General features: G+C 73.3%; 18 protein-coding genes. 17 read left to right on the top strand and 1 reads right to left on the bottom strand.

Translation table 11 applies throughout. The features are described 5' to 3' along the window. Positions 1 to 3: 3 nt before the first annotated feature. Entirely contained in the window at positions 4 to 633 is a 630-nt protein-coding gene (locus MTP10_RS12495; RefSeq protein ID WP_310709288.1) for a TIGR03085 family metal-binding protein, read from the bottom strand. Positions 634 to 750: 117 nt separating this feature from the next. On the opposite strand from MTP10_RS12495, the gene MTP10_RS12490 reads away from it, so the two are divergent. The 17 genes from MTP10_RS12490 (at position 751) to MTP10_RS12410 (ending at position 19,157) form a co-directional block, all read left to right on the top strand. Continuing rightward, complete coding sequence (locus MTP10_RS12490) at positions 751 to 2,607, top strand: ABC transporter ATP-binding protein (RefSeq protein ID WP_310709489.1); 1,857 nt, start codon at positions 751 to 753, stop codon at positions 2,605 to 2,607. Continuing rightward, the gene (locus tag MTP10_RS12485) at positions 2,604 to 4,391 is read left to right on the top strand and encodes an ABC transporter ATP-binding protein (protein WP_310709287.1); all 1,788 of its coding nucleotides are present in this window, start codon (positions 2,604 to 2,606) and stop codon (positions 4,389 to 4,391) included. Before MTP10_RS12490 ends, MTP10_RS12485 begins: the two co-directional genes overlap by 4 nt. 82 nt (positions 4,392 to 4,473) lie before the next feature. Continuing rightward, entirely contained in the window at positions 4,474 to 4,824 is a 351-nt protein-coding gene (gene hisI / locus MTP10_RS12480) for a phosphoribosyl-AMP cyclohydrolase (RefSeq protein ID WP_310709286.1), read from the top strand. Then, complete coding sequence (locus MTP10_RS12475) at positions 4,821 to 5,606, top strand: Trp biosynthesis-associated membrane protein (RefSeq protein ID WP_310709285.1); 786 nt, start codon at positions 4,821 to 4,823, stop codon at positions 5,604 to 5,606. The genes hisI and MTP10_RS12475 overlap by 4 nt, the downstream gene beginning before the upstream one ends. 181 nt (positions 5,607 to 5,787) lie before the next feature. Continuing rightward, positions 5,788 to 6,474, top strand: coding sequence for a DUF4190 domain-containing protein (locus tag MTP10_RS12470; RefSeq protein WP_310709284.1), 687 nt, complete (start codon positions 5,788 to 5,790; stop codon positions 6,472 to 6,474). Between the two features lie 158 nt (positions 6,475 to 6,632). Further along, positions 6,633 to 7,187: a CD225/dispanin family protein gene (locus MTP10_RS12465; protein ID WP_310709283.1), complete on the top strand. Its 555-nt coding sequence runs from the start codon at positions 6,633 to 6,635 to the stop codon at positions 7,185 to 7,187. Positions 7,188 to 7,192: 5 nt separating this feature from the next. After that, a complete protein-coding gene (locus MTP10_RS12460) occupies positions 7,193 to 7,618 on the top strand; it encodes a DUF2752 domain-containing protein (RefSeq protein WP_310709282.1) in 426 nt (141 codons plus the stop codon). 119 nt (positions 7,619 to 7,737) lie between these two features. Beyond that, the gene (trpC, locus tag MTP10_RS12455) at positions 7,738 to 8,583 is read left to right on the top strand and encodes an indole-3-glycerol phosphate synthase TrpC (protein ID WP_310709281.1); all 846 of its coding nucleotides are present in this window, start codon (positions 7,738 to 7,740) and stop codon (positions 8,581 to 8,583) included. Positions 8,584 to 8,600: 17 nt separating this feature from the next. Beyond that, positions 8,601 to 9,821, top strand: coding sequence for a tryptophan synthase subunit beta (gene trpB / locus MTP10_RS12450; protein ID WP_397334457.1), 1,221 nt, complete (start codon positions 8,601 to 8,603; stop codon positions 9,819 to 9,821). A 167-nt stretch (positions 9,822 to 9,988) separates the two neighbouring features. Continuing rightward, positions 9,989 to 10,789 carry a tryptophan synthase subunit alpha gene (trpA, locus tag MTP10_RS12445; protein ID WP_310709280.1) on the top strand — a complete coding sequence of 267 codons (801 nt, stop codon included), beginning with the start codon at positions 9,989 to 9,991 and terminating at the stop codon, positions 10,787 to 10,789. Positions 10,790 to 10,965: 176 nt separating this feature from the next. Then, on the top strand, positions 10,966 to 14,169 hold the full coding sequence (locus tag MTP10_RS12440) for an endo-alpha-N-acetylgalactosaminidase family protein (protein WP_310709279.1): 3,204 nt from the start codon (positions 10,966 to 10,968) through the stop codon (positions 14,167 to 14,169). Positions 14,170 to 14,636: 467 nt separating this feature from the next. Next, on the top strand, positions 14,637 to 15,140 hold the full coding sequence (locus MTP10_RS12435) for a MauE/DoxX family redox-associated membrane protein (protein WP_310709278.1): 504 nt from the start codon (positions 14,637 to 14,639) through the stop codon (positions 15,138 to 15,140). Then, positions 15,137 to 15,898: a thioredoxin domain-containing protein gene (locus tag MTP10_RS12430; RefSeq protein WP_310709277.1), complete on the top strand. Its 762-nt coding sequence runs from the start codon at positions 15,137 to 15,139 to the stop codon at positions 15,896 to 15,898. Before MTP10_RS12435 ends, MTP10_RS12430 begins: the two co-directional genes overlap by 4 nt. Positions 15,899 to 15,923: 25 nt before the next feature. Next, the gene (lgt, locus tag MTP10_RS12425) at positions 15,924 to 17,042 is read left to right on the top strand and encodes a prolipoprotein diacylglyceryl transferase (RefSeq protein ID WP_310709276.1); all 1,119 of its coding nucleotides are present in this window, start codon (positions 15,924 to 15,926) and stop codon (positions 17,040 to 17,042) included. Continuing rightward, positions 17,039 to 17,743 carry a VIT1/CCC1 transporter family protein gene (locus MTP10_RS12420; protein WP_310709275.1) on the top strand — a complete coding sequence of 235 codons (705 nt, stop codon included), beginning with the start codon at positions 17,039 to 17,041 and terminating at the stop codon, positions 17,741 to 17,743. The genes lgt and MTP10_RS12420 overlap by 4 nt, the downstream gene beginning before the upstream one ends. Next, entirely contained in the window at positions 17,740 to 18,558 is an 819-nt protein-coding gene (locus MTP10_RS12415) for a hypothetical protein (protein ID WP_310709274.1), read from the top strand. The genes MTP10_RS12420 and MTP10_RS12415 overlap by 4 nt, the downstream gene beginning before the upstream one ends. After that, complete coding sequence (locus tag MTP10_RS12410; protein WP_310709273.1) at positions 18,558 to 19,157, top strand: hypothetical protein; 600 nt, start codon at positions 18,558 to 18,560, stop codon at positions 19,155 to 19,157. Before MTP10_RS12415 ends, MTP10_RS12410 begins: the two co-directional genes overlap by 1 nt. Positions 19,158 to 19,179 lie beyond the last annotated feature (22 nt).

The following is a 19,179-nucleotide window of genomic DNA, read 5'->3' as shown; positions in this document are numbered from 1 at the left end:
CGGTCAGATGCCGAGGCGGGCGCTCTTGAGGCGGGAGATCGCCTCGGGGTCGCCCGTCAGCTCCACCCGCGTGTGCTCCTGCCGGCCGAAGCAGAACAGCAGGAGCTCCGCCGCCGGCCCGGTGACCTCCACCTTGGGGCCGATCCTCGGGCCGCCGAGCGCCACGCCGCCGCCGGTCCGGTGCAGCACCACGCCCACCGGCGAGCGGCGCAGCATCAGCTTCCCGCCGGCCGACACGCGCTTCCACATGAGCCGTTCGAGGTCCTCGGGCATCTGGCGCGGCTCCCAGGCGGGCTGGGCGCGGCGCACGTCCTCGTGGTGGACGAACATCTCCAGCGTGTTGACCGCGTCGTCCAGGAACGGCACGAGCCCGTAGACGCCGCCCGGCCTGCGCACCAGGCCGACCAGCTCCGGGTACGGGTGGCGCGCCTTCAGGGCGGACTGGACGGCGGCGGTGTGGCCCGCCAGCGGTTTGAGCGCGATGCCCGCCGCCGCGTCGAGCCGGCGCTCCCGCAGCACCAGGTGGGCGGCCAGGTCGTAGGTCGTCCACCCGTCGCACAGGGTCGGGGCGTCCGGGCCGAGCCGGTCCAGCAGGTCGCACAGGGCCGCGCGTTCGCCGCGAGCGTGAGTCACGTTCTCCAGCTTACCCGCGGGAATAACGGCATGATCGGGCGTGATTGGGTCTTAAGGACAAAGCAGCCGTGACGGAAGGAAACCCAGCGAGTGGCGAGCAAGGTGACCTCGGCCGTCATGCGTCAGGGACTACGTGTCCTCGGCGTGGCCATCAGGGCGGAGAAAGCGGTCTTCACCGCCGCCGTCCTGTCCAGCGCCGTGTACGGGGGCATGACGGTCGGCTCCGCCTGGGCGTTCGGCTGGGCCACGGAGAACGTCGTGCTGCCCGCCTTCTCCACCGGCTCCGTCACCACGGGCGTCCTGTGGACGGGCGTGCTGCTCATCATGGGCGCGGCGCTGCTCAAGGCGATCGGCGTCGCGGGCCGGCGCATCCTGGCCGGGCTCATGCAGTACCGCATGCAGGCCCGCTCCCGCCGCGAGGTGACCAAGCAGTACCTGCGGCTGCCGCTCGCCTGGCACCACCGCCACCCGACCGGCCAGCTGCTGTCCAACGCCAGCTCCGACGCCGAAGCCGCCTGGGCGCCGCTCGCGCCGCTGCCCATGGCCGTGGGCGTCGTCGTCATGCTGGTCACCGCGGCCGTCGCGATGGTCCTCACCGACCCGGCGCTCGCCGCGGTGGGCTTCCTGATCTTCCCGGCCATCGCCGTGCTCAACCTGGTCTACCAGCGCCGGCTCAGCCCGCTCGCGACCCGCGCCCAGCAGTTGCGCGCCGAGGTCAGCGAGATCGCGCACGAGAGCTTCGACGGCGCCCTCGTCGTCAAGACCCTCGGCAGGGAGGCGCTGGAGACCGAGCGCTTCCGCCGCCGCGCCGAGGAGCTGCGCGACGCCAACATCGCCGTCGGGCGGGTCCGTGGCCTGTTCGACCCGATGCTGGAGGCGCTGCCCACGCTGGGCGTGCTCGCGGTGCTCGCCGTCGGCGCCGCGCGGCTGGCCTCCGGCTCCATCGACGCGGGCGACCTCGTGCAGGTCGCCTACCTGTTCACGCTGCTCGCCTTCCCCATCAGGGCGCTCGGCTGGGTGCTCGCCGAGCTGCCGCGCAGCGTGGTCGGCTGGGAGCGGGTGCGGGCCGTGCTGGAGGCGCGCGGCTCCATGGAGTACGGCGCCACCGCGCCGCCCGCGAGCTCCGGCCCCGCCCGGCTGGAGGCCGCCGGCCTGTCCTACTCCTACGGCGCCGGCGAGGTGCTGCGGGACGTCGCCTTCGAGGTGGCGCCGGGACGCACCGTCGCGCTGGTCGGCCCGACCGGCTCCGGCAAGTCGACGCTGGTGCAGCTCCTCGTCCGGCTCGTCGATCCGGCGCGCGGGCGGGTGCTGCTCGACGGCGTGGACCTGCGCGAGCTGCCGTACGGCGCGGTCGCCGAGTCGGTGGCGCTGGTGCCGCAGCAGACGTTCCTGTTCGACGACACCGTGCGTGGCAACATCACGCTCGGCCTGCCCATCGCCGACGAGGACGTGTGGGCCGCGCTGCGCCTGGCGCAGGCCGACGGGTTCGTGGCGCGGCTGGAGTCCGGCCTGGACACCCGCGTGGGGGAGCGGGGCGCCACCCTGTCGGGCGGGCAGCGGCAACGGCTGGCGCTGGCCCGCGCGGTCGCCCGCCGGCCGCGGCTGCTCATCCTCGACGACGCCACCTCCAGCGTCGATCCGCAGGTCGAGGCCCGCATCCTGCACGGCCTGCGCGACGCGGCCTCCTCCTCCAGCGTCGTGGTCGTCGCCTACCGGATGGCCACGATCGCGCTGGCCGACGAGGTCGTCTACCTCGACCGGGGCCGCGTCGTGGACCACGGGACGCACGAGGAGCTGATCGGGCGCTGCGAGGGCTACCGCAACCTGGTCACCGCCTACGAGCGCGAGGACGCCGAGCGCGCCGCCCTCTCGGCCGAGGAGGAGGAAGCCGCCGCCGCCCGGAGCGCGGCCGTGCGGGAGGAAGCCGAGCAGGCCGCCGTCGCGGCCGCCGAGGAAGAGGGGATCATCGCGTGAGCGACGCCCGGGGCATCGGCGCCGGCGCCGAGCGATCGGCGCTGGCCACCATCCGTCATGGGCTGTCCCTCACGCCCGAGTTCCGCAAGGGGCTCGCCGGGACGCTCGCCCTGGCGGTGGTGGCCACGGCCGGCAAGGTCATCGTGCCGGTCGCGGTGCAGCAGACGATCGACACCGGCCTGAAGAACTCCTCGCCCGACGTCTCGTACGTGACGCGCGCCGTGCTGCTGTGCGCGGCGGCCGTCGTGCTGACCGCGCTGGCCGGCTACGTCATGAACGTCCGCCTCTACAAGGCGACCGAGTCGTCCCTGGCGACCCTGCGCGTCCGCGGCTTCCGCCACGTCCACGACCTGTCGGTGCTCACCCAGAACACCGAGCGGCGCGGCGCGCTGGTCTCCCGCGTCACCAACGACGTGGACCAGATCAGCACGTTCATGCAGTGGGGCGGGCTGATGATCATCGTGTCGCTCGGCCAGGTCCTCGTCGCCAGCGTCCTCATGCTGGTCTACTCGTGGCAGCTCACGCTCGTCGTGTGGGCGTGCTTCCTGCCGCTGATGGTCGCCCTGCCGCGCTTCCAGCGGTGGCTGTCGGGCGCGTACACGACGGTCCGCGAGCGCACCGGCGACATGCTCGCCGCCGTCAGCGAGTCCGTCGTCGGCGCCGCCGTCATCCGCGCGCACGCGGCCGAGGGGCGCACCGCCGAGCGCGTCGACACGGCGGTGGACGCCAACAAGGCGGCCCAGACCCGGGCGCAGACCATCGTCGGCTTCGTCTTCCCGCTGACCGAGATCGTGGCCGCCCTGGCCATCTCCGGGATCGTGCTGCTCGGCGTCCGGCTCGGGCTGTCCGGCGACATCACGGCCGGGCGGCTGGTGGCGTTCCTGTTCCTCGTGACGCTGTTCGTCTCCCCGATGCAGACCGCCACCGAGGTGCTCAACGAGGCCCAGAACGCGGTCGCCGGCTGGCGGCGCGTCCTCGGGGTGCTGGACACGCCGCCCGACGTCGCCGACCCCGGCCCCGGCGGCGTGGAGCTGCCGCGCGGCCCCATCTCCGTCGCCTTCGAGAGCGTCGGCTTCGCCTACCCCGGCGGGCCGCCCGTGCTGCGCGACGTCACGGCGGAGATCCCGCCGCGCTCCCGCATCGCCGTCGTGGGGGAGACCGGGTCGGGCAAGACGACGTTCGCCAAGCTGCTCACCCGGCTCATGGACCCCGTCTCCGGGCGCGTCACCGTCGACGGCCACGACCTGCGGGAGGTGCGCTTCTCCTCGCTGCGCGAGCGCATCGTGATGGTGCCGCAGGACGGGTTCCTGTTCGACGGCACGCTGGAGGACAACGTCCGGTACGGCCGGCCGGGCGCCACCCGCGAGGAGATCGAGCTGGCCATGACCGAGCTGGGCCTGGCCGACTGGGTGGACGGCCTGCCGGCCGGGCTCGGCACGCCCGTGGGGCAGCGCGGCGAGTCGCTGTCGGCCGGTGAGCGGCAGCTCGTCGCCCTGGCCCGCGCCTACCTCGCCGACCCCGACCTGCTGCTGCTCGACGAGGCCACCTCCGCCGTCGACCCGGCCACCGAGGTGCGCCTGGCCCGGGCGCTGGAAGGGGTCACCCGTGGCCGTACGGCCGTCTCCATCGCCCACCGGCTGTCCACGGCGGAGAACGCCGACGAGGTGCTGGTGTTCGACGGCGGCCGGCTGGTGCAGCGCGGGCCGCACGACGAGCTCGTCCGGCAGGAGGACGGCGTCTACGCGGCCCTGCACGCCTCCTGGGTCTCCGCCGCCCGCTCCTGAGCACCGGGCCGCACCGGAGGGAGGTCTCGCCCGGCCTGCCGCCGGTGCGGCGGGCGGTCATGACGGCTGGTTGAATGGCGGCATGTCCCTCGACCCGAAGGTCGCCGAGCGGCTCAAGCGCAACGGCGACGGGCTGGTGCCCGCGATCGTCCAGCAGTACGACACGGGCGAGGTCCTCATGCTCGCCTGGATGGACGACGAGGCGTTGCACCGCACCCTCACCACCGGCAGGGCCACCTACTGGTCGCGCAGCCGCGCCGAGTACTGGGTGAAGGGCGCCACCTCCGGTCACGCGCAGCACGTCAAGGCGGTGTCGCTCGACTGCGACGGCGACACGCTGCTCGTCCAGGTCGACCAGGTGGGCGCCGCCTGCCACACGGGCGACCGCACCTGCTTCGACGCCGACCCGCTGGAGGTGTCGGCCACGCCATGACCGGTCCGCACGACCCCGGCCACGGGGACGCCGCCCGAGCCGCCGAGCCCTCGCAGGCCGCGCACGCCCCCGCGACCCCCGAGGCCGCCGGGGACCATGCCGCCCCCGAGGCCGACGCACGGGACCGCGAGCCTCTGGAGACCACCCGCGCCTCCGGCTCTCAGGACGCCGCGGGGGCCCCGCCGGCCTCCCCGAGGGCGCGGGGGCGTGGCCGTGAGCTGTGGCGGTGGGTGGCCCTGACGGCCGCCGGCTGCGCGCTGGTGCTGTTCGCGGCCACCCGCGCCTGGATCACGGTGCGGGCCGGGCACGCCACCGGCGTCCCGGGCGGCGCGGGAGCCGATCCCGTGACGCCCTCCGGCGGCGACCTGGCCCCCGTCCTGACGCCGCTGGCGCTGGCCGGGCTCGCGGGCGTGGTGGCGGCGCTGGCCTCGAAGGGGCTCACGCGCCGCCTGGTGGGGGCGTTGCTGACGCTGTGCGGGCTGGGCGCCGGGCTCGCCACGTGGCTGGCGGTGGCCGGCGACGCCCCGACGGTGTGGCTGCGCGAGCACGACGCGCTGCGCGGCCTGGGCTCCTTCACGTGGGACGTCGTGGCGGCCTGGCCGGCGCTGTCCGCGGTCGGGGCGGCGCTGATGGTCGCGGGCGGGGTGCTCGCCGCCGTGCGCGGCCCCCGCTGGGCGGGCATGTCCGACCGCTACGAGCGGACCCCGGCGGCCGGGCGCCCACGGGTGTCCGACGACCGCGCCCTGTGGGACGCCCTCGACCGGGGCGACGACCCCACCTGAGGCTCCAGCACCTGCCCGGCGGCGCCGGTTTTGTCCTGGAACGACCTCTCTGAGGCGTCTGTCGCAGTCGCGGCTGTCGCGCCGAGGTTACAACTCGCCGTCGGTGTCCCCGCCCGGCGGACCGCCGTTCCCCTTGTCAATAAGCTGCCCCTGAAACGGGCCACGACGACGGAGGATCGACATGGGCTACGGGGACCAGAGCGGCAGCGGAGGATACGGTTCTCAGCCGCCCGGTGGAGGGTACGGTCAGCAGCCTCCGAGCACGGGCGGCCCCGGCCAGCCGCCGCCCGACGGCGGCTACGGCCAGCCGCCGAGCGGCGGCCAGGGCTACGGCCAGCAGTCCGGGAGCGGCGGATACGGCGGGGGGTACGGCGGCCAGCCCGCGAGCGGGGGCTACGGCGGGCAGCCGTCCGGCGGCCACGGCCAGCAGGGCTATGGCCAGCAGGGTCACAGCCAGCCGGGATACGGCCAGCAAGGCTATGGGCAGCAGGGCTACGGGCAGCAGGGTTACAGTCAGCCGGGGTACGACCAGCAGGGCTACGGCCAGCAGCCGTACGGGCAGGCCCCCTACGGGGCGTACGGCGCTCCCCCGCCCCGCACCACCAACGGCCTGGCGGTCACCTCGCTCGTCCTCGGCATCGTCGGCCTGGTGTTCTGCGGCCTGACCAGCATCCCCGGCGCGATCGTCGGCCACATGGCGCTCAGCCGGATCAAGCGGACGGGCGAGGAGGGGCACGGCATGGCCATGGGCGGCCTGGTCACGTCGTACATCACGATCGTGCTCTGGGTGGTCCTGTGGTTGCTGTTCGGCAGCATGTGGCTGGCGCTCATGGGCCTGGCTACGGCCGGCGCGGCAGGGTCGTCCTGACCTCTCCTCACCTCCGGTGAGCGGTGTGACCCGATCACGGATACTTCCGGTCTGATCACAAATTGTCCGCAAAGTGGACGTATACCCACGTCCGAGATGGTTTGTCGCTAGGCTGCCGCGCGCAACTCGCCTGAGATGAACACATGAGGAGTCACAGCATGAGCTACGGGAACCAGGGCGACGGCGGCTACGGCGCCCAGCCCCCGGGCGGCGGTTACGGTCAGCAGCCCCCGAGTGGTGGCGGCGGTTACGGCCAGCAGCCTCCGAGCGGCGGCGGCTATGGTCAGCAGCCCCCGAGTGGCGGTGGTTACGGTCAGCAGCCCCCGAGTGGTGGCGGTGGTTACGGTCAGCAGCCCCCGAGCGGCGGCGGTTACGGCGGTGGCTACGGCCAGCAGCCCCCCGGCGGCGGCTACGGCCAGCCCGGCGGCTACGGCGCCCCGCAGACCCCGCCGGACAACCACCTGGTCGCCGCCATCCTGACCACGCTGTTCTGCTGCCTCCCCCTCGGCATCGTGTCGATCGTGAAGTCGTCGCAGGTCAACTCCAAGTGGCAGGTCGGCGACTACCAGGGCGCGGTGCAGGCGTCGGAGGAGGCCAAGACCTGGTGGAAGCGCTCGCTGATCGTGGGCATCATCTGGTGGGTCCTCGTGATCATCGGGTACGTCGTCCTCTTCGTGATCGTCGCGGCGAACGCCCCGAGCACCACGTACTGATGGGTATGGCGAACATCGAGTGGCGCGGCCACGACCGGCTGCGGTCGGTGCTCGCGCCACTCGGCGTCGCCGCCGCCACGGGCGTGGTCTTCGCCGTGGTGGGCACGATCGACCCCAACGAGCCGGGTCACTACCCGACCTGCCCGTTCCTGTGGGCCACCGGCCTGTACTGCCCCGGCTGCGGCACGCTGCGCACCATCCACGCGCTGGCTCACCTCGACCCCGTCGCCGCCGTGGGGCTCAACCCGCTCGCCGTCGCGATGATCCCGTTCCTGGTGTTCTGGTGGGGACGCTGGCTGGTGCGCGCCTGGCAGGGCCGGCCGCGCAGGACGACGCTGGCCCATCCGGCATGGCTCTGGGCGTTCCTCGCCGTGGTCCTGCTCTACTGGCTGGTGCGAAACCTTCCCTTCGGGGCATTCCTCGCGCCCTAGCCGGGGCCGGTGGCCGAGCGACGCCGCCGGGGCCGATACCATCGCAAAGACAGGCCGGGAGCGGACGCGACGCGAACTTCCTGCCATCCCCTACTGCCGACCGGAGGGATCCCAAGCGCGTGAGTGAGCGGACGGAAGGACCGAGCGTCCTCGACGACATCCTCGACGGGGTGCGTGCCGACCTCGCCGCACGCCAGCAGGCCGTGTCGCTCGACGAGCTCAAGCGGCAGGCCGAGCGGGCTCCCGCCCCCCGGGACGCGCTCGCGGCGCTGGGCGGCTCCAGGGTCTCGGTGATCGCCGAGGTCAAGCGTTCCAGCCCGTCCAAGGGCGCGCTCGCCGCGATCGCCGACCCCGCGGCGCTGGCCGCCGACTACGAGGAGGGCGGCGCGCACGTCATCAGCGTGCTCACCGAGCGCCGCAAGTTCGGGGGCAGCCTCGACGACCTCGCCTCGGTCCGCGCCCGGGTCGACATCCCCATCCTGCGCAAGGACTTCGTCCTCACCTCCTACCAGCTCTGGGAGGCCCGGGCCCACGGCGCCGACCTGGTGCTGCTCATGGTCGTGTGCCTGGAGCAGGAGGCGCTGGTCTCGCTGATCGAGCGGGCCACCTCCATCGGGCTGACGCCGCTGGTCGAGGTCCACACCGAGGAGGAGCTCGACCGCGCCGTCGCGGCGGGCGCCCGGGTCATCGGTGTCAACGCGCGCAACCTCAAGACACTCGAGGTCGACCGCGACGTCTTCGCCAAGATCGCGCCCAAGATCCCGGATAATGTGATCAAGATCGCGGAGTCGGGCGTCCGCGGACCGCATGACCTGCTCGCCTACGCCCGCGCCGGCGCAGACGCCGTGCTGGTGGGCGAGAGCCTGGTCACCGGCAAGGATCCGCGCAAGGCGGTGGAGGCGCTGGTGACCGCCGGCGCCCATCCGGCGACGCGCCCCGACCACGGAGCAGAGGGACAGCAGTGACACACGAGGGCTCCATCCTGACCGCCGCCGACCTGGCCGGCAACGGCGTCCACGGCGACGATCCCGACAGGAACGGCAAGTTCGGCGTCTTCGGCGGGCGCTACGTGCCGGAGGCGCTGATCCCGGCGCTCGACGAGGTGGCCTCCGTCTACGAGAAGGCCAAGAACGACGCGCAGTTCCTGCAGGAGTTCGACCACCTGCTGCGCACGTACGCGGGCCGGCCCACCACGCTGACCGAGGTGCCGCGCTTCGCCGAGCACGCCGGCGGCGCGCGCATCATCCTCAAGCGCGAGGACCTCACCCACACCGGCGCCCACAAGATCAACAACGTGCTCGGCCAGGCGCTGCTGACCAGGCGGCTCGGCAAGAAGCGCGTCATCGCCGAGACCGGCGCCGGCCAGCACGGCGTGGCCACGGCCACCGCGGCGGCCCTGCTCGGCCTGGAGTGCGTCATCTACATGGGCGCGGTCGACTGCGAGCGCCAGGCCCTCAACGTGGCCCGCATGAAGCTCCTCGGCGCCACTGTGGTCCCCGTCCACAACGGCTCCTGCACGCTGAAGGACGCGATCAACGAGGCGTTCCGCGACTGGGTGACCAACGTCGACACCACCCACTACCTGTTCGGCACCGTGGCCGGACCGCACCCGTTCCCCGAGATCGTGCGCGACTTCGCGCGGATCATCGGCGTCGAGGCGCGCCGCCAGATGCTGCAGCTGACCGGCGCGCTGCCCGACGCGATCTGCGCCGCCGTCGGCGGCGGCAGCAACGCGATCGGCATCTTCCACGCCTTCATCGGCGACAGCGACGTCCAGCTCCACGGCTACGAGGCCGCCGGCCACGGCCTGGACAGCGGCGAGCACGCGCTCACCCTCACCGCCGGCTCCGTCGGCGTGCTGCACGGCTCGCGCACCTACGTCCTGCAGGACGACGAGGGCCAGACGATCGAGTCCCACTCGATCTCGGCCGGCCTCGACTACCCGGGCGTCGGCCCCGAGCACGCCTGGCTGAAGGACACCGGCCGCGCCACCTACCACGGCGTCACCGACGACCAGGCGATGGCCGCCTTCTCGCTGCTGGCCAGGACCGAGGGCATCATCCCGGCCATCGAGTCGTCCCACGCCCTCGCCGGGGCACTGGACCTCGGCCGGGAGCTCGGGCCCGAGGCCACGATCCTGGTCAACCTGTCCGGGCGCGGCGACAAGGACATGGGCACGGCGATGAAGTACTTCAACCTCTGACACCGGCCCACCCCCTCGCGGGGCCGTGAGCCGGCTCCGCGAGGTCTCCTCCGCCCCAGGCGCGGCCCGGGCGAGGTCTCCTTCGCCCGGCGCGGGCCGGGCCCTGGTGACGGCATGATGGGAAGGGCGGCGGCGAAGCGGCCTCCGACCACCGAGAACGGACGATCATGACTACTCTTCAGACGGTGTTCGCCAAGGCGAAGACGGACAACCGGGCCGCGCTGGTCGGCTACCTTCCCGCGGGCTTTCCGTCCAAGGACGGCGCCATCGCCGCCGCGGCCGCCCTCGTCGAGGCGGGTTGCGACGTCATCGAGATCGGCCTGCCCTACTCCGACCCGCTCATGGACGGGCCGACCATCCAGGACGCCGTCCACCGGTCGCTGATCAACGGCACCCGCATCGCCGACGTCATGCGCACCGTCGAGGGCGTGGCCGCCACCGGCGCGGCGACGCTCGTCATGACGTACTGGAATCCGATCGACCGCTACGGCGCCGAGCGGTTCGCCCGCGACCTGGCGAGCGCCGGCGGCGTCGGCACCATCACGCCCGACCTGACGCCCGAGGAGGCGGGCCCGTGGCGCGAGGCCTCGGCCGCCGCGGGCATCGACACGGTGTTCCTGGTGGCGCCCAGCTCCACCGAGGAGCGCATCCAGGCGGTCGTCGACTGCTGCACCGGGTTCGTGTACGCCGCGTCGCTCATGGGCGTCACCGGCGCCAGGGAATCGGTCAACGTCGCGGCCGAGGGCCTGGTCAAGCGCACCCGCGCCCACACCGACCTGCCGGTGTGCGTCGGGCTCGGCGTCGGCACGGGCAAGCAGGCGGCCGAGGTCGCCGGCTACGCCGACGGCGTCATCGTGGGGTCGGCGTTCATCCGCCGCATGCTCGACGCGCCGGACGAGGCCGCCGGCCGCGCCTCGATCGGCGAGCTGGCCCGCGAGATGTCCCAGAGCGTCCGCACGCGCGCCTGACCCCCCCGGCTCGGCCCGTCCTTCCGGCCGACCTGTCGTCGCTGACGACACGCCCGGGCTCGCGCCGATGAGGTGCGGCCCGGTCGTGTCCGTCCCATGCCGATGGTGGCGCGTCTTGACACGTGCGAGTCGGGAGATGTCAGTATCTCGGGGAGAATCTCCGACGAAGGACACGTATGCGCCGTCCCGCCGCGCTCGCAGCCGCCCTCGCGTTATCCACCGTCTTCTCCCCCCTCGCTCCCCTCCCCGCGCTCGCGTCCCCGCCGGCACCCACGCCCGCCCCGACGCCGCCGACGTACGAACTGGCCTCCCCCGAACCGGAGCCGGAATCGCAGCCGGAACCGGAGGCAGAGCCGGAGCCGGACCCCGAGTCGTCGGGTGGCACCACGATCCAGGGCCTCGCACCCCGGCCCACCACCGTGGCCACGCCCCTCACGATCTCCTCCGACCGGCTCACCGTCGATCTCGACCCGGCCTTCCCGCGCGTCCTCGGCTACACCGACCGCGCCACCGGGGCCACGCTCGGCGGCAGCACCGGCGTGCCCGCCGTGGTGGTGAACGGGCAGCCCTACGACGTCACCGTCCGGCAGGCCGGTCACGACGCCGCGAGCGCCCGCTACCGCCTCGCCTTCCCCGAGCTGCCCGGCGTGCGCCTGACGGCGAGCGTCAGCGTCCGCGGCCGGGTGACGACGTTCGCCGTCGACCAGGTCGCCGACACCGCCGCGTTCCGCGTCAACACGATCGACCTGCCCGGCCACGACCTGGTCTCGGTGGCGAGCGACCAGCCGGGCGCGGCCACCGCGTTCACCCGCCTCGACCCCGACTCCACCCGCACCGCTGACGTCTTCGCCGCCGTGACCGGGGCGACCCCGGCCGACGCCGCGCCGGTCGGCGCCACGTACGCCATCGTGAACACCGGCCGGCTGGCCGCCGCCGTCGAGTCCGACTCCAGCTACGACCGGCCGGCGGGCCCCACCGGCAAGGACGCCGCCCGCCTCTGGCACCAGGCCAGGAAGGACGCCGACGGCACGGTCAGGGTCGGCGTGTGGAGCGGCCAGTGGACCCACCGCGCCACCGGCTCCCCGTTCACCGAGGAGCGTCCCTGGGCCAGGGTCGTGGTCACCGGCGACGCCAACGGCGACGGCGACCTCGACTGGCAGGACGGCGCCGTCGCGTTCCGCGAGATCGGCGTCAAGGCCCCGGGCGCGGACAGCACCAAGGACCGGGTCGTCACGCACATCCCGTTCAACTTCTCCAGCCAGGCCACCCACCCGTTCCTGCGCACCCTGGACGACGTCAAGCGCGTCTCCCTGGCCACTGACGGCCTCGGCCAGCTCGCCATCCTCAAGGGCTACCAGTCGGAGGGCCACGACTCGGCCCACCCGGACTACGGCGGCCACTACAACGAGCGCGCCGGCGGCCTGGACGACCTCAACACGCTGCTGAGAGCCGGCCGGCGGTGGAACGCCACGTTCGGCGCCCACATCAACGCCACCGAGGCATACCCGGAGGCCCGCGCCTTCGGCGAGCCGCTCGCCGACCCGAAGGCCAAGGGCTGGGACTGGCTCGACCAGGCGTACCTGATCGACCAGCGCGGCGACCTGACCCGCGGCACACTCGCCGCGCGGCTCAGACGGCTGCGCCAGGAGACCGACCCGAACCTCGCGCTGCTGTACGTGGACGTGTTCCGGCCGTTCGGCTGGGTCGCCGACCGCACCGCGCGCGAACTGCGCGAGCAGGGCTTCCAGGTGGCCACCGAGTGGTCGGACAAGCTCGAACGCTCCTCCCTGTGGTCTCACTGGGCGAATGACCTCAACTACGGCGGCGCCACCAACAAGGGACTGAACTCGCAGATCATCAGGTTCATCCGCAACGGCGAGAAGGACGTCTGGAACGCCCATCCCATCCTGGGCAACGCCCGGATCGTCGAGTTCGAGGGCTGGACCGCGGAGAACGACTACACCGCCTTCTCCCGCAACATCTGGGAGAACAACCTGCCCGCCAAGTTCCTGCAGCGCCACCAGATCCTCGACTGGAACGCCGACGAGATCGTCTTCTCCGGCGGTGTGCGCGGCACCATGGCCGCCGGCCGGCGGCACCTGTACGCGGGCGGGCACGTGGTCCTCGACGGCGGCGCGTACCTGCTGCCGTGGGACGGGCGCCTCTACCACTACAACGCCGCCGGAGGCGAGACCACCTGGGACGCCGACTGGCCGCTGACCGTCTACCGGCTCACCGACCAGGGCCGGGTCCGGACCGGGACCGTCACCCCGGTGGACGGCCGGATCACGCTGCGCGCCGAGCCCGGCGTGCCCTATGTGCTCTACCCCGGCCGCGCGCCCGCCCTCCCGGACCCCGCGTGGGGCGAGGGGAGCGGCGTTCGCGACCCCGGCTTCGGCGACGACCGGCTCCGCGCGTGGACGACCGGTGGAGCCGTCGGCGTCGAGACGAACGCGCTCGGCCACCGCGTCGCCCTGCTCGGCGGCGACGCCCCGGCGAGCCTCGAACAGCGGCTGACGGGACTGCGCCCCGGCGTCCCCCACACCGTGTCGGCCGCCGTGGAGATCGAGCCCGGCCGCACCCGCCCGACCACGCTGGAGGTCACCGGCCCCGGCCTGCGCCGGAGCGTGACGCTCACCCGCTCGACGGCCAGGAACTACATCGCCTCCGACGAGAAGCACGACACGTTCTTCCAGCGGGTGCCGCTGCGGTTCACGCCCCAGGGGTCCTCCGTGACGCTCCGGATCGCCGCCGGCGACGGCTCCGGCCGGGTGCGCGTGGACGACGTGCGGCTCATGCGGACCGCCGCGCCGGGGCCGGTGGAGACGTTCGAGTCGCCGGAGCCGGGATGGGGGCCGTTCGTCAAGGGCGACGCCGGAGGCGCCTTCGACGCCCGCACCCACCTGTCCGAACGGCACGAGCCGTACACGCGGGCGGGCTGGAACGGCAAGGCGGTCGACGACGTCATCGCCGGCCGGTTCTCGCTCAAGGCGCACGAGGAACGGCGCGGCCTGGTCTACCGCACGGTCCCGTGGACCGCGCGCTTCGAGCCGGGCCACGCCTACGAGGTGTCGTTCCGGTACCAGAGCGCGCTGGCCGGCGCCTACGCCTGGGTGACCGGTTACGACGAGGGCGGCGAGTCCGTCGAGACGCGCGGCACCCCTTTGCCGGAGCGGCGCGTCACGACCCGGTTCGCCGAGCGGGTGGTGGCCGGCTGCGGTGACGTGTGGGTGGGGCTGCGCTCGCTCCAGGCGGAGCAGGAGGGGGCCGACCTCGTCCTGGACGACTTCGCCGTCAGGGACCTGGGGGAGCCCCCCGAGACCGGGGCGTGCGCGCCGCCGACCGACACGCCGGGGTTCCAGCAGGGGGGCGGCGGGTGAGGTGACCGTCCGGTTCGCCGGTCGCGAGGACGTGCGGCGGGTGAGGTGACCGTCCGGTTCGCCGCCGCGAGGATGTGCGGCGGGCGAGGTGACCGGCCGGTTCACCGGCCGCGAGGACGTGCGGCGGGCCGGGTCCCGCGAGGGGCCGGCGCGCCGTGCGAGCTGACGGCCGGCCTCCGTGGTGGCTGTTATGTCGAGCTTGTCGTGGACGACGGCGGAGACGGCGTGGGAAACGACCACGCTGACCGGGAAGGCACGCGTTTCCGCTGCTAGCCTGGATCAGGCCCGGGACGTCGCGAAACTCCAGGCGGAGCCACCTTTCCGCCTTAACCGACGCTTATCGACTCCGTGATCGGATGGTCTCCGGGCAACCGCGCGCATCCCGGCGCGGCCGCAGCGTGGAGACGAGGAGAGGGCCCGTGATCGCGTCGTCTGTGTCACTGCCAGCGAGATCAGCGATACCCTTGGTGACGACCGCCGCCCGGCTCGTCCTGGGTGGGGTGCTGATCGCGGCCGGCTGGCTGAAGATCGGCAATCCGTCCGACAGCGTCGTGGCGGTCAAGGCGTACCAGCTGCTGCCCGACTCGGTCGCCACGACGGTGGGCTACGGCCTGCCGATCCTCGAGATCGTGGTCGGCGTGCTGCTGGTGGTCGGCCTGATGACCAGGGTGGCCGGGGTGATCGCCGCGCTGCTGATGCTGGCCTTCGTCTTCGGCATCGGCTGGGCGTGGGCCCACGGTCTGCGCATCGACTGCGGCTGCTTCGGCGGCGGCGGTCAGCTCGGCGTCGGGCAGGAGCCGTCCTACCTGCTCGACATCCTGCGCGACTTCGGCCTCGTGCTGCTGGGCGCCTGGATCGTCCGGTTCTCGCCGGGCGCCTTCGCGCTCGACTCGCCGCTCGGCCTGGCCGGCGACACGGGGCAGCGCGGGCCGGGCGACGGCGACCGCGCCGACACGGAGGGGGAGGCATGACCATGAGCAAGGGGGAGCGGATGAAGTCGGCACGCGAGAAGATCAAGGAACAGCAGGCCGTGGAGCGCGTGCGTGAGCGGCGCCGGCGCACCATGACCTACGTCACCGTGGGCGTCGTCGCGGTGGCCGCCGTCGGGGCCGGCTGGCTGTACGCGGCGAGCAGGTCGCAGTCGGAGGAGGCCGCGAGCGGCACGCAGGCGCCGGCCGCCGTGCAGCCCGACGGCTCGGTGGTGATGGCCATGGCGGGCGTCGACAAGCCCGTCCTGGACGTCTACGAGGACTTCCAGTGCCCCGCCTGCAAGCAGCTGGAGACGGTCAGCGGCCAGACCTTCAAGAACCTCGCCGCCGAGGGCAAGGCCAAGGTCGTCTACCACCCGATCTCGATCTTCCAGCAGGAGCCCACCAAGGGCAACTCCCAGCGGGCCGGCGCCGCCGCCCGCTGCGTCGCCGACGGCCGGCAGTGGCTGGCCTTCCACGACCTGCTCTACAAGAACCAGCCGTCGGAGACCGTCAAGGGCTTCACCACCAGCGACCTCGTGAGCTGGGGCAAGGAGGCCGGCGTCACCGCCTCCGGCTTCGAGCAGTGCGTCACCTCGCAGCAGCACGCCCAGGCCCAGAGCTCGTACAGCGCCAAGATCATCAAGGAGCAGAAGATCCAGGGCACGCCCACCGTGAAGCTCAACGGCACGGACCTGCCCAACAATGTCGCCTTCGCGCCTCAGCAGCTACGCGATCAGGTCACGAAGGCGGCCAAGTAGTCCGGTGTCCGCTACCCTCACCGACATGCCCCTTGCCTCGATTCCCAGCCCTGCCCAGGGGGTCTGGTATCTCGGATTCATCCCGATCCGGGCCTACGCCCTGTGCATCGTCGCGGGTGTGATCTTCGCCGTCTGGCTGAGCGAGCGCCGCTGGCGCGCCCGCGGCGGCCAGAAGGGCACGATCATCGACATCGCCGTGCCCGCGGTGATCTTCGGCCTCATCGGCGGCCGCCTCTACCACGTCATCACCGACTGGCAGACCTACTTCGGCGAGCGCGCGATCAAGCCCGCCTACAAGGCGCTGTTCATCTGGGAGGGCGGCCTCGGCATCTGGGGCGCGATCGCCCTCGGCGGCGTCGGCGTGTGGATCGCCTGCCGCCGCCGCGGCCTGTCGCTGAGCGCCGTGGCCGACACGGTGGCGCCGGGCATCGCGTTCGCGCAGGCCATCGGCCGCTGGGGCAACTGGTTCAACCAGGAGCTGTACGGCAGCCCGACCACGCTGCCGTGGGGGCTGGAGATCGACCAGATGCACGGCGGGGAGCCGGGGGTGCTCTACCACCCGACGTTCCTGTACGAGTCGCTGTGGGACCTGGCGCTGGGTTTCGGGCTGCTGCTGATCGGCAGCCGGCTCACGCTGCGCCACGGCCGGCTGTTCGCGCTGTACGTGGCGGGCTACACCCTGGGGCGGTTCTGGATCGAGGGGCTGCGGATCGACCCCGTGGGCGGGGTGGACCACGCCGTGATGTTCCTGGGGCTGCGCCTCAACCAGTGGACCGCGCTCGTGGTCTTCGTCGGGGCGCTGATCTACTTCTGGGCGACGCGCAACAAGGACGCCGTGGAGCACGTGGTCCCGCCGCAGGCCCACTCCCTCGAAGGACTCGCAGGGCTCGAAGGCGAGGACGCGCAGGCGGCGGACCCCGCCCACCCCGCCGACCAGGCGGACGAGACCGAGGCCCCGGCGGCCTCCTCCCCGGGAGACGGCGAAGAGGCCGGCGGGGAGACGGGCGGCTCCGCCCGTACGGGTGCCGTGGAGCCGGGGGAGCGCCCGGAGGGTAGCGTTGATCCCGAGGGCGAGCCGGAGGCGGAGGGGCCGGACCGGGCGCCCGGTGAGCACGCCAGGGCAGAGGAGAAGCACGCGCGATGACCGGACGCGCGGAGATCCACCACCAGCATCGCGACGTCACCGGCGGCTGGCTGCGGCCGTCGGTGTTCGGCGCCATGGACGGCCTGGTGTCCAACTTCGCGCTCATCGCCGGTGTCGCCGGCGGCACCTCCGACGCCAAGGTCGTGCTGCTGGCCGGGGGCGCGGGCCTCGCGGCGGGTGCGTTCTCCATGGCCGGCGGCGAGTACGTGTCGGTGGCCAGCCAGCGCGAGCTGGCCCTGGCCGAGATCGCCGTCGAGCGCCGTGAGCTCCAGCACAACCCTGAGGCCGAGCAGGCGGAGCTCGCCCAGGCTCTCGTCGACAAGGGCGTCCGGCCCGACACCGCCGCCGAGGTGGCCGCCCAGATCTCCCGCGATCCCGAGGTCGCCCTGGAGGTCCACTCGCAGAACGAGCTCGGCGTCGATCCCCACACGCTGCCCTCGCCCAGGGTGGCGGCCGTCTCGTCGTTCCTGTCCTTCGCGGTCGGCGCGATCCTGCCGCTCGTGCCCTACCTGTTCGGCGTCACAGGTCTGCTGCTGTCGGCCGTGGTGTCCTGCGTGTCGCTGTTCGCCGCGGGCGCGGTGGTGTCCACGGTGACGGCGCGCAGCTGGTGGTACACCGGCCTGCGCCAGCTCTTCGTCGGCGCGCTGGCCGCCGGGCTCACCTTCGCCCTGGGCAGCCTGATCGGGGCGTCCGGGCTGTGACCACCACCAAGCAGGCGCCGCGCAAGCGGCGCCGCCCGCCGCGCTCGGACTGGCAGCTTCCGCTGCTCACCGACCTGGGCCTCGCCCCCAAGCAGCAGAAGATCATGGTGATCGTCGCCACGGTCATCGGCGTCGTCGCCGCCTCGTACGCGCTCGTCGTCGCCGTGACCTCGCTCGGCAGCGGTTACATCTCCAAGCGGGAGCCCGGCGGCACGGTCGGCGGCGACGCGCTGCTGCCGGCCACCTACCACGCCTGGGCCTCGCCCAAGCTGTTCGAGCCGGTCCTCGACCGGGCCAAGGACGCCAAGCCGCTCACCGACAAGGAGGTCTTCGCCCAGAAGACCCTCACCGGCGAGAAGAAGCTCACCCTCAAGCTCGCCGCGCACCGGCTCGACGCCGACTGCGCGGCCGCGGTGTGGGGCGAGGAGCTGCGCGAGCAGGTGGCCGACGCCGAGTGCAGCCAGGCCGCGCGCGGCCTCTACACCAGCTCCGACGGCCGCTACATCGGCCAGTACACCTTGCTCAACCTGCGCGACGGGCAGGCCGCCGGGCAGCTCGTCGAGGCGCTCAACCTGGGCTACCGGGGCGGCTGGGTCCAGCCGCTGGCCGCCGGCGCGACCGCGTTCCCCCGGGGCGGCCACTCCGAGGGCGCCGGCTACGCGCTCGGCCACTACGTCGGCCTGGTGTGGCTGGCCAGGACGGACGGGTCCGAGCCGACCGCCCGGGACGACTTCGTCTCCCTCGCGCTGGCGCTGCGCGGCGCCGAGAAGGCCGTCTACCGGCGGGTCGTCACGATCACGGGACCGAGGTCCTGATGCGGCGCCGTCTCATCGTCGCGCCGGCGGCCGTCGCCGGGCTCGCGGTGGTCGCCGCCGGGGCCTGGCTCTGGCTCGGCCGTGACCAGCCCCGGCCGGCCGCGCTCCGCAGTGAGCGAACCTCCGCCCTGTACTCCGTCATCGACTCCCGCCAGGCCGACGCGCGGCCGTTGACGGTGGACGAGGTCTTCACCGCCGGCACCGCCACCCTCGGCACGCTGCGGCGCGTGTCGGCCGAGCAGCTCGACGACTGCGAGGACGCCCTGTGGGGGGTCTCCGCCGCCGGGTGCACCCAGGCGCTGCGGGCCACGTACGAGGGACCGCAGGGGGTGGCGGGCCAGTTCGTCATCTTCAACCTGGCCGACGGGCGGGCAGCCGACGCCCTCGTGGCGGCGCTCGGCAAGAACGGTTTCGTCCGCCCGGCGGCGTCCTTCGACGCCGCCCGCAGCCGGGCCGCGGCGCGAGCGATGGGCCACTACGTCACCGTGAGCTGGGTGGGCACGTCGGAGGGCGGGAAGGGCGCGGACCTGGTGAGCGCGCTCATCTCCCTCGACCGGCTGGGCCACGTGGTCCAGTCCCGCGTCGTCGCCGCCGCCTGACGCGCCCCGGGCCTTCCGGGGC

Origin of the sequence: Nonomuraea sp. 3-1Str (assembly GCF_031570565.1) — a bacterium.
Taxonomy (GTDB): Bacteria; Actinomycetota; Actinomycetes; order Streptosporangiales; family Streptosporangiaceae; genus Nonomuraea.
Note: the sequence above shows the minus strand (reverse complement) of the source record. Positions and strands in the feature narration are given on the sequence as shown.

Coding starts and splice junctions, on each gene's coding strand:
- MTP10_RS12490 (WP_310709489.1), top strand. CDS start 751: ATGCGTCAGGGACTACGTGTCCTCGGCGTGGCCATCAGGGCGGAGAAA.
- hisI (WP_310709286.1), top strand. CDS start 4,474: ATGTCCCTCGACCCGAAGGTCGCCGAGCGGCTCAAGCGCAACGGCGAC.
- MTP10_RS12475 (WP_310709285.1), top strand. CDS start 4,821: ATGACCGGTCCGCACGACCCCGGCCACGGGGACGCCGCCCGAGCCGCC.
- MTP10_RS12470 (WP_310709284.1), top strand. CDS start 5,788: ATGGGCTACGGGGACCAGAGCGGCAGCGGAGGATACGGTTCTCAGCCG.
- MTP10_RS12465 (WP_310709283.1), top strand. CDS start 6,633: ATGAGCTACGGGAACCAGGGCGACGGCGGCTACGGCGCCCAGCCCCCG.
- MTP10_RS12460 (WP_310709282.1), top strand. CDS start 7,193: ATGGCGAACATCGAGTGGCGCGGCCACGACCGGCTGCGGTCGGTGCTC.
- trpA (WP_310709280.1), top strand. CDS start 9,989: ATGACTACTCTTCAGACGGTGTTCGCCAAGGCGAAGACGGACAACCGG.
- MTP10_RS12440 (WP_310709279.1), top strand. CDS start 10,966: ATGCGCCGTCCCGCCGCGCTCGCAGCCGCCCTCGCGTTATCCACCGTC.
- MTP10_RS12430 (WP_310709277.1), top strand. CDS start 15,137: ATGACCATGAGCAAGGGGGAGCGGATGAAGTCGGCACGCGAGAAGATC.
- lgt (WP_310709276.1), top strand. CDS start 15,924: ATGCCCCTTGCCTCGATTCCCAGCCCTGCCCAGGGGGTCTGGTATCTC.
- MTP10_RS12420 (WP_310709275.1), top strand. CDS start 17,039: ATGACCGGACGCGCGGAGATCCACCACCAGCATCGCGACGTCACCGGC.
- MTP10_RS12410 (WP_310709273.1), top strand. CDS start 18,558: ATGCGGCGCCGTCTCATCGTCGCGCCGGCGGCCGTCGCCGGGCTCGCG.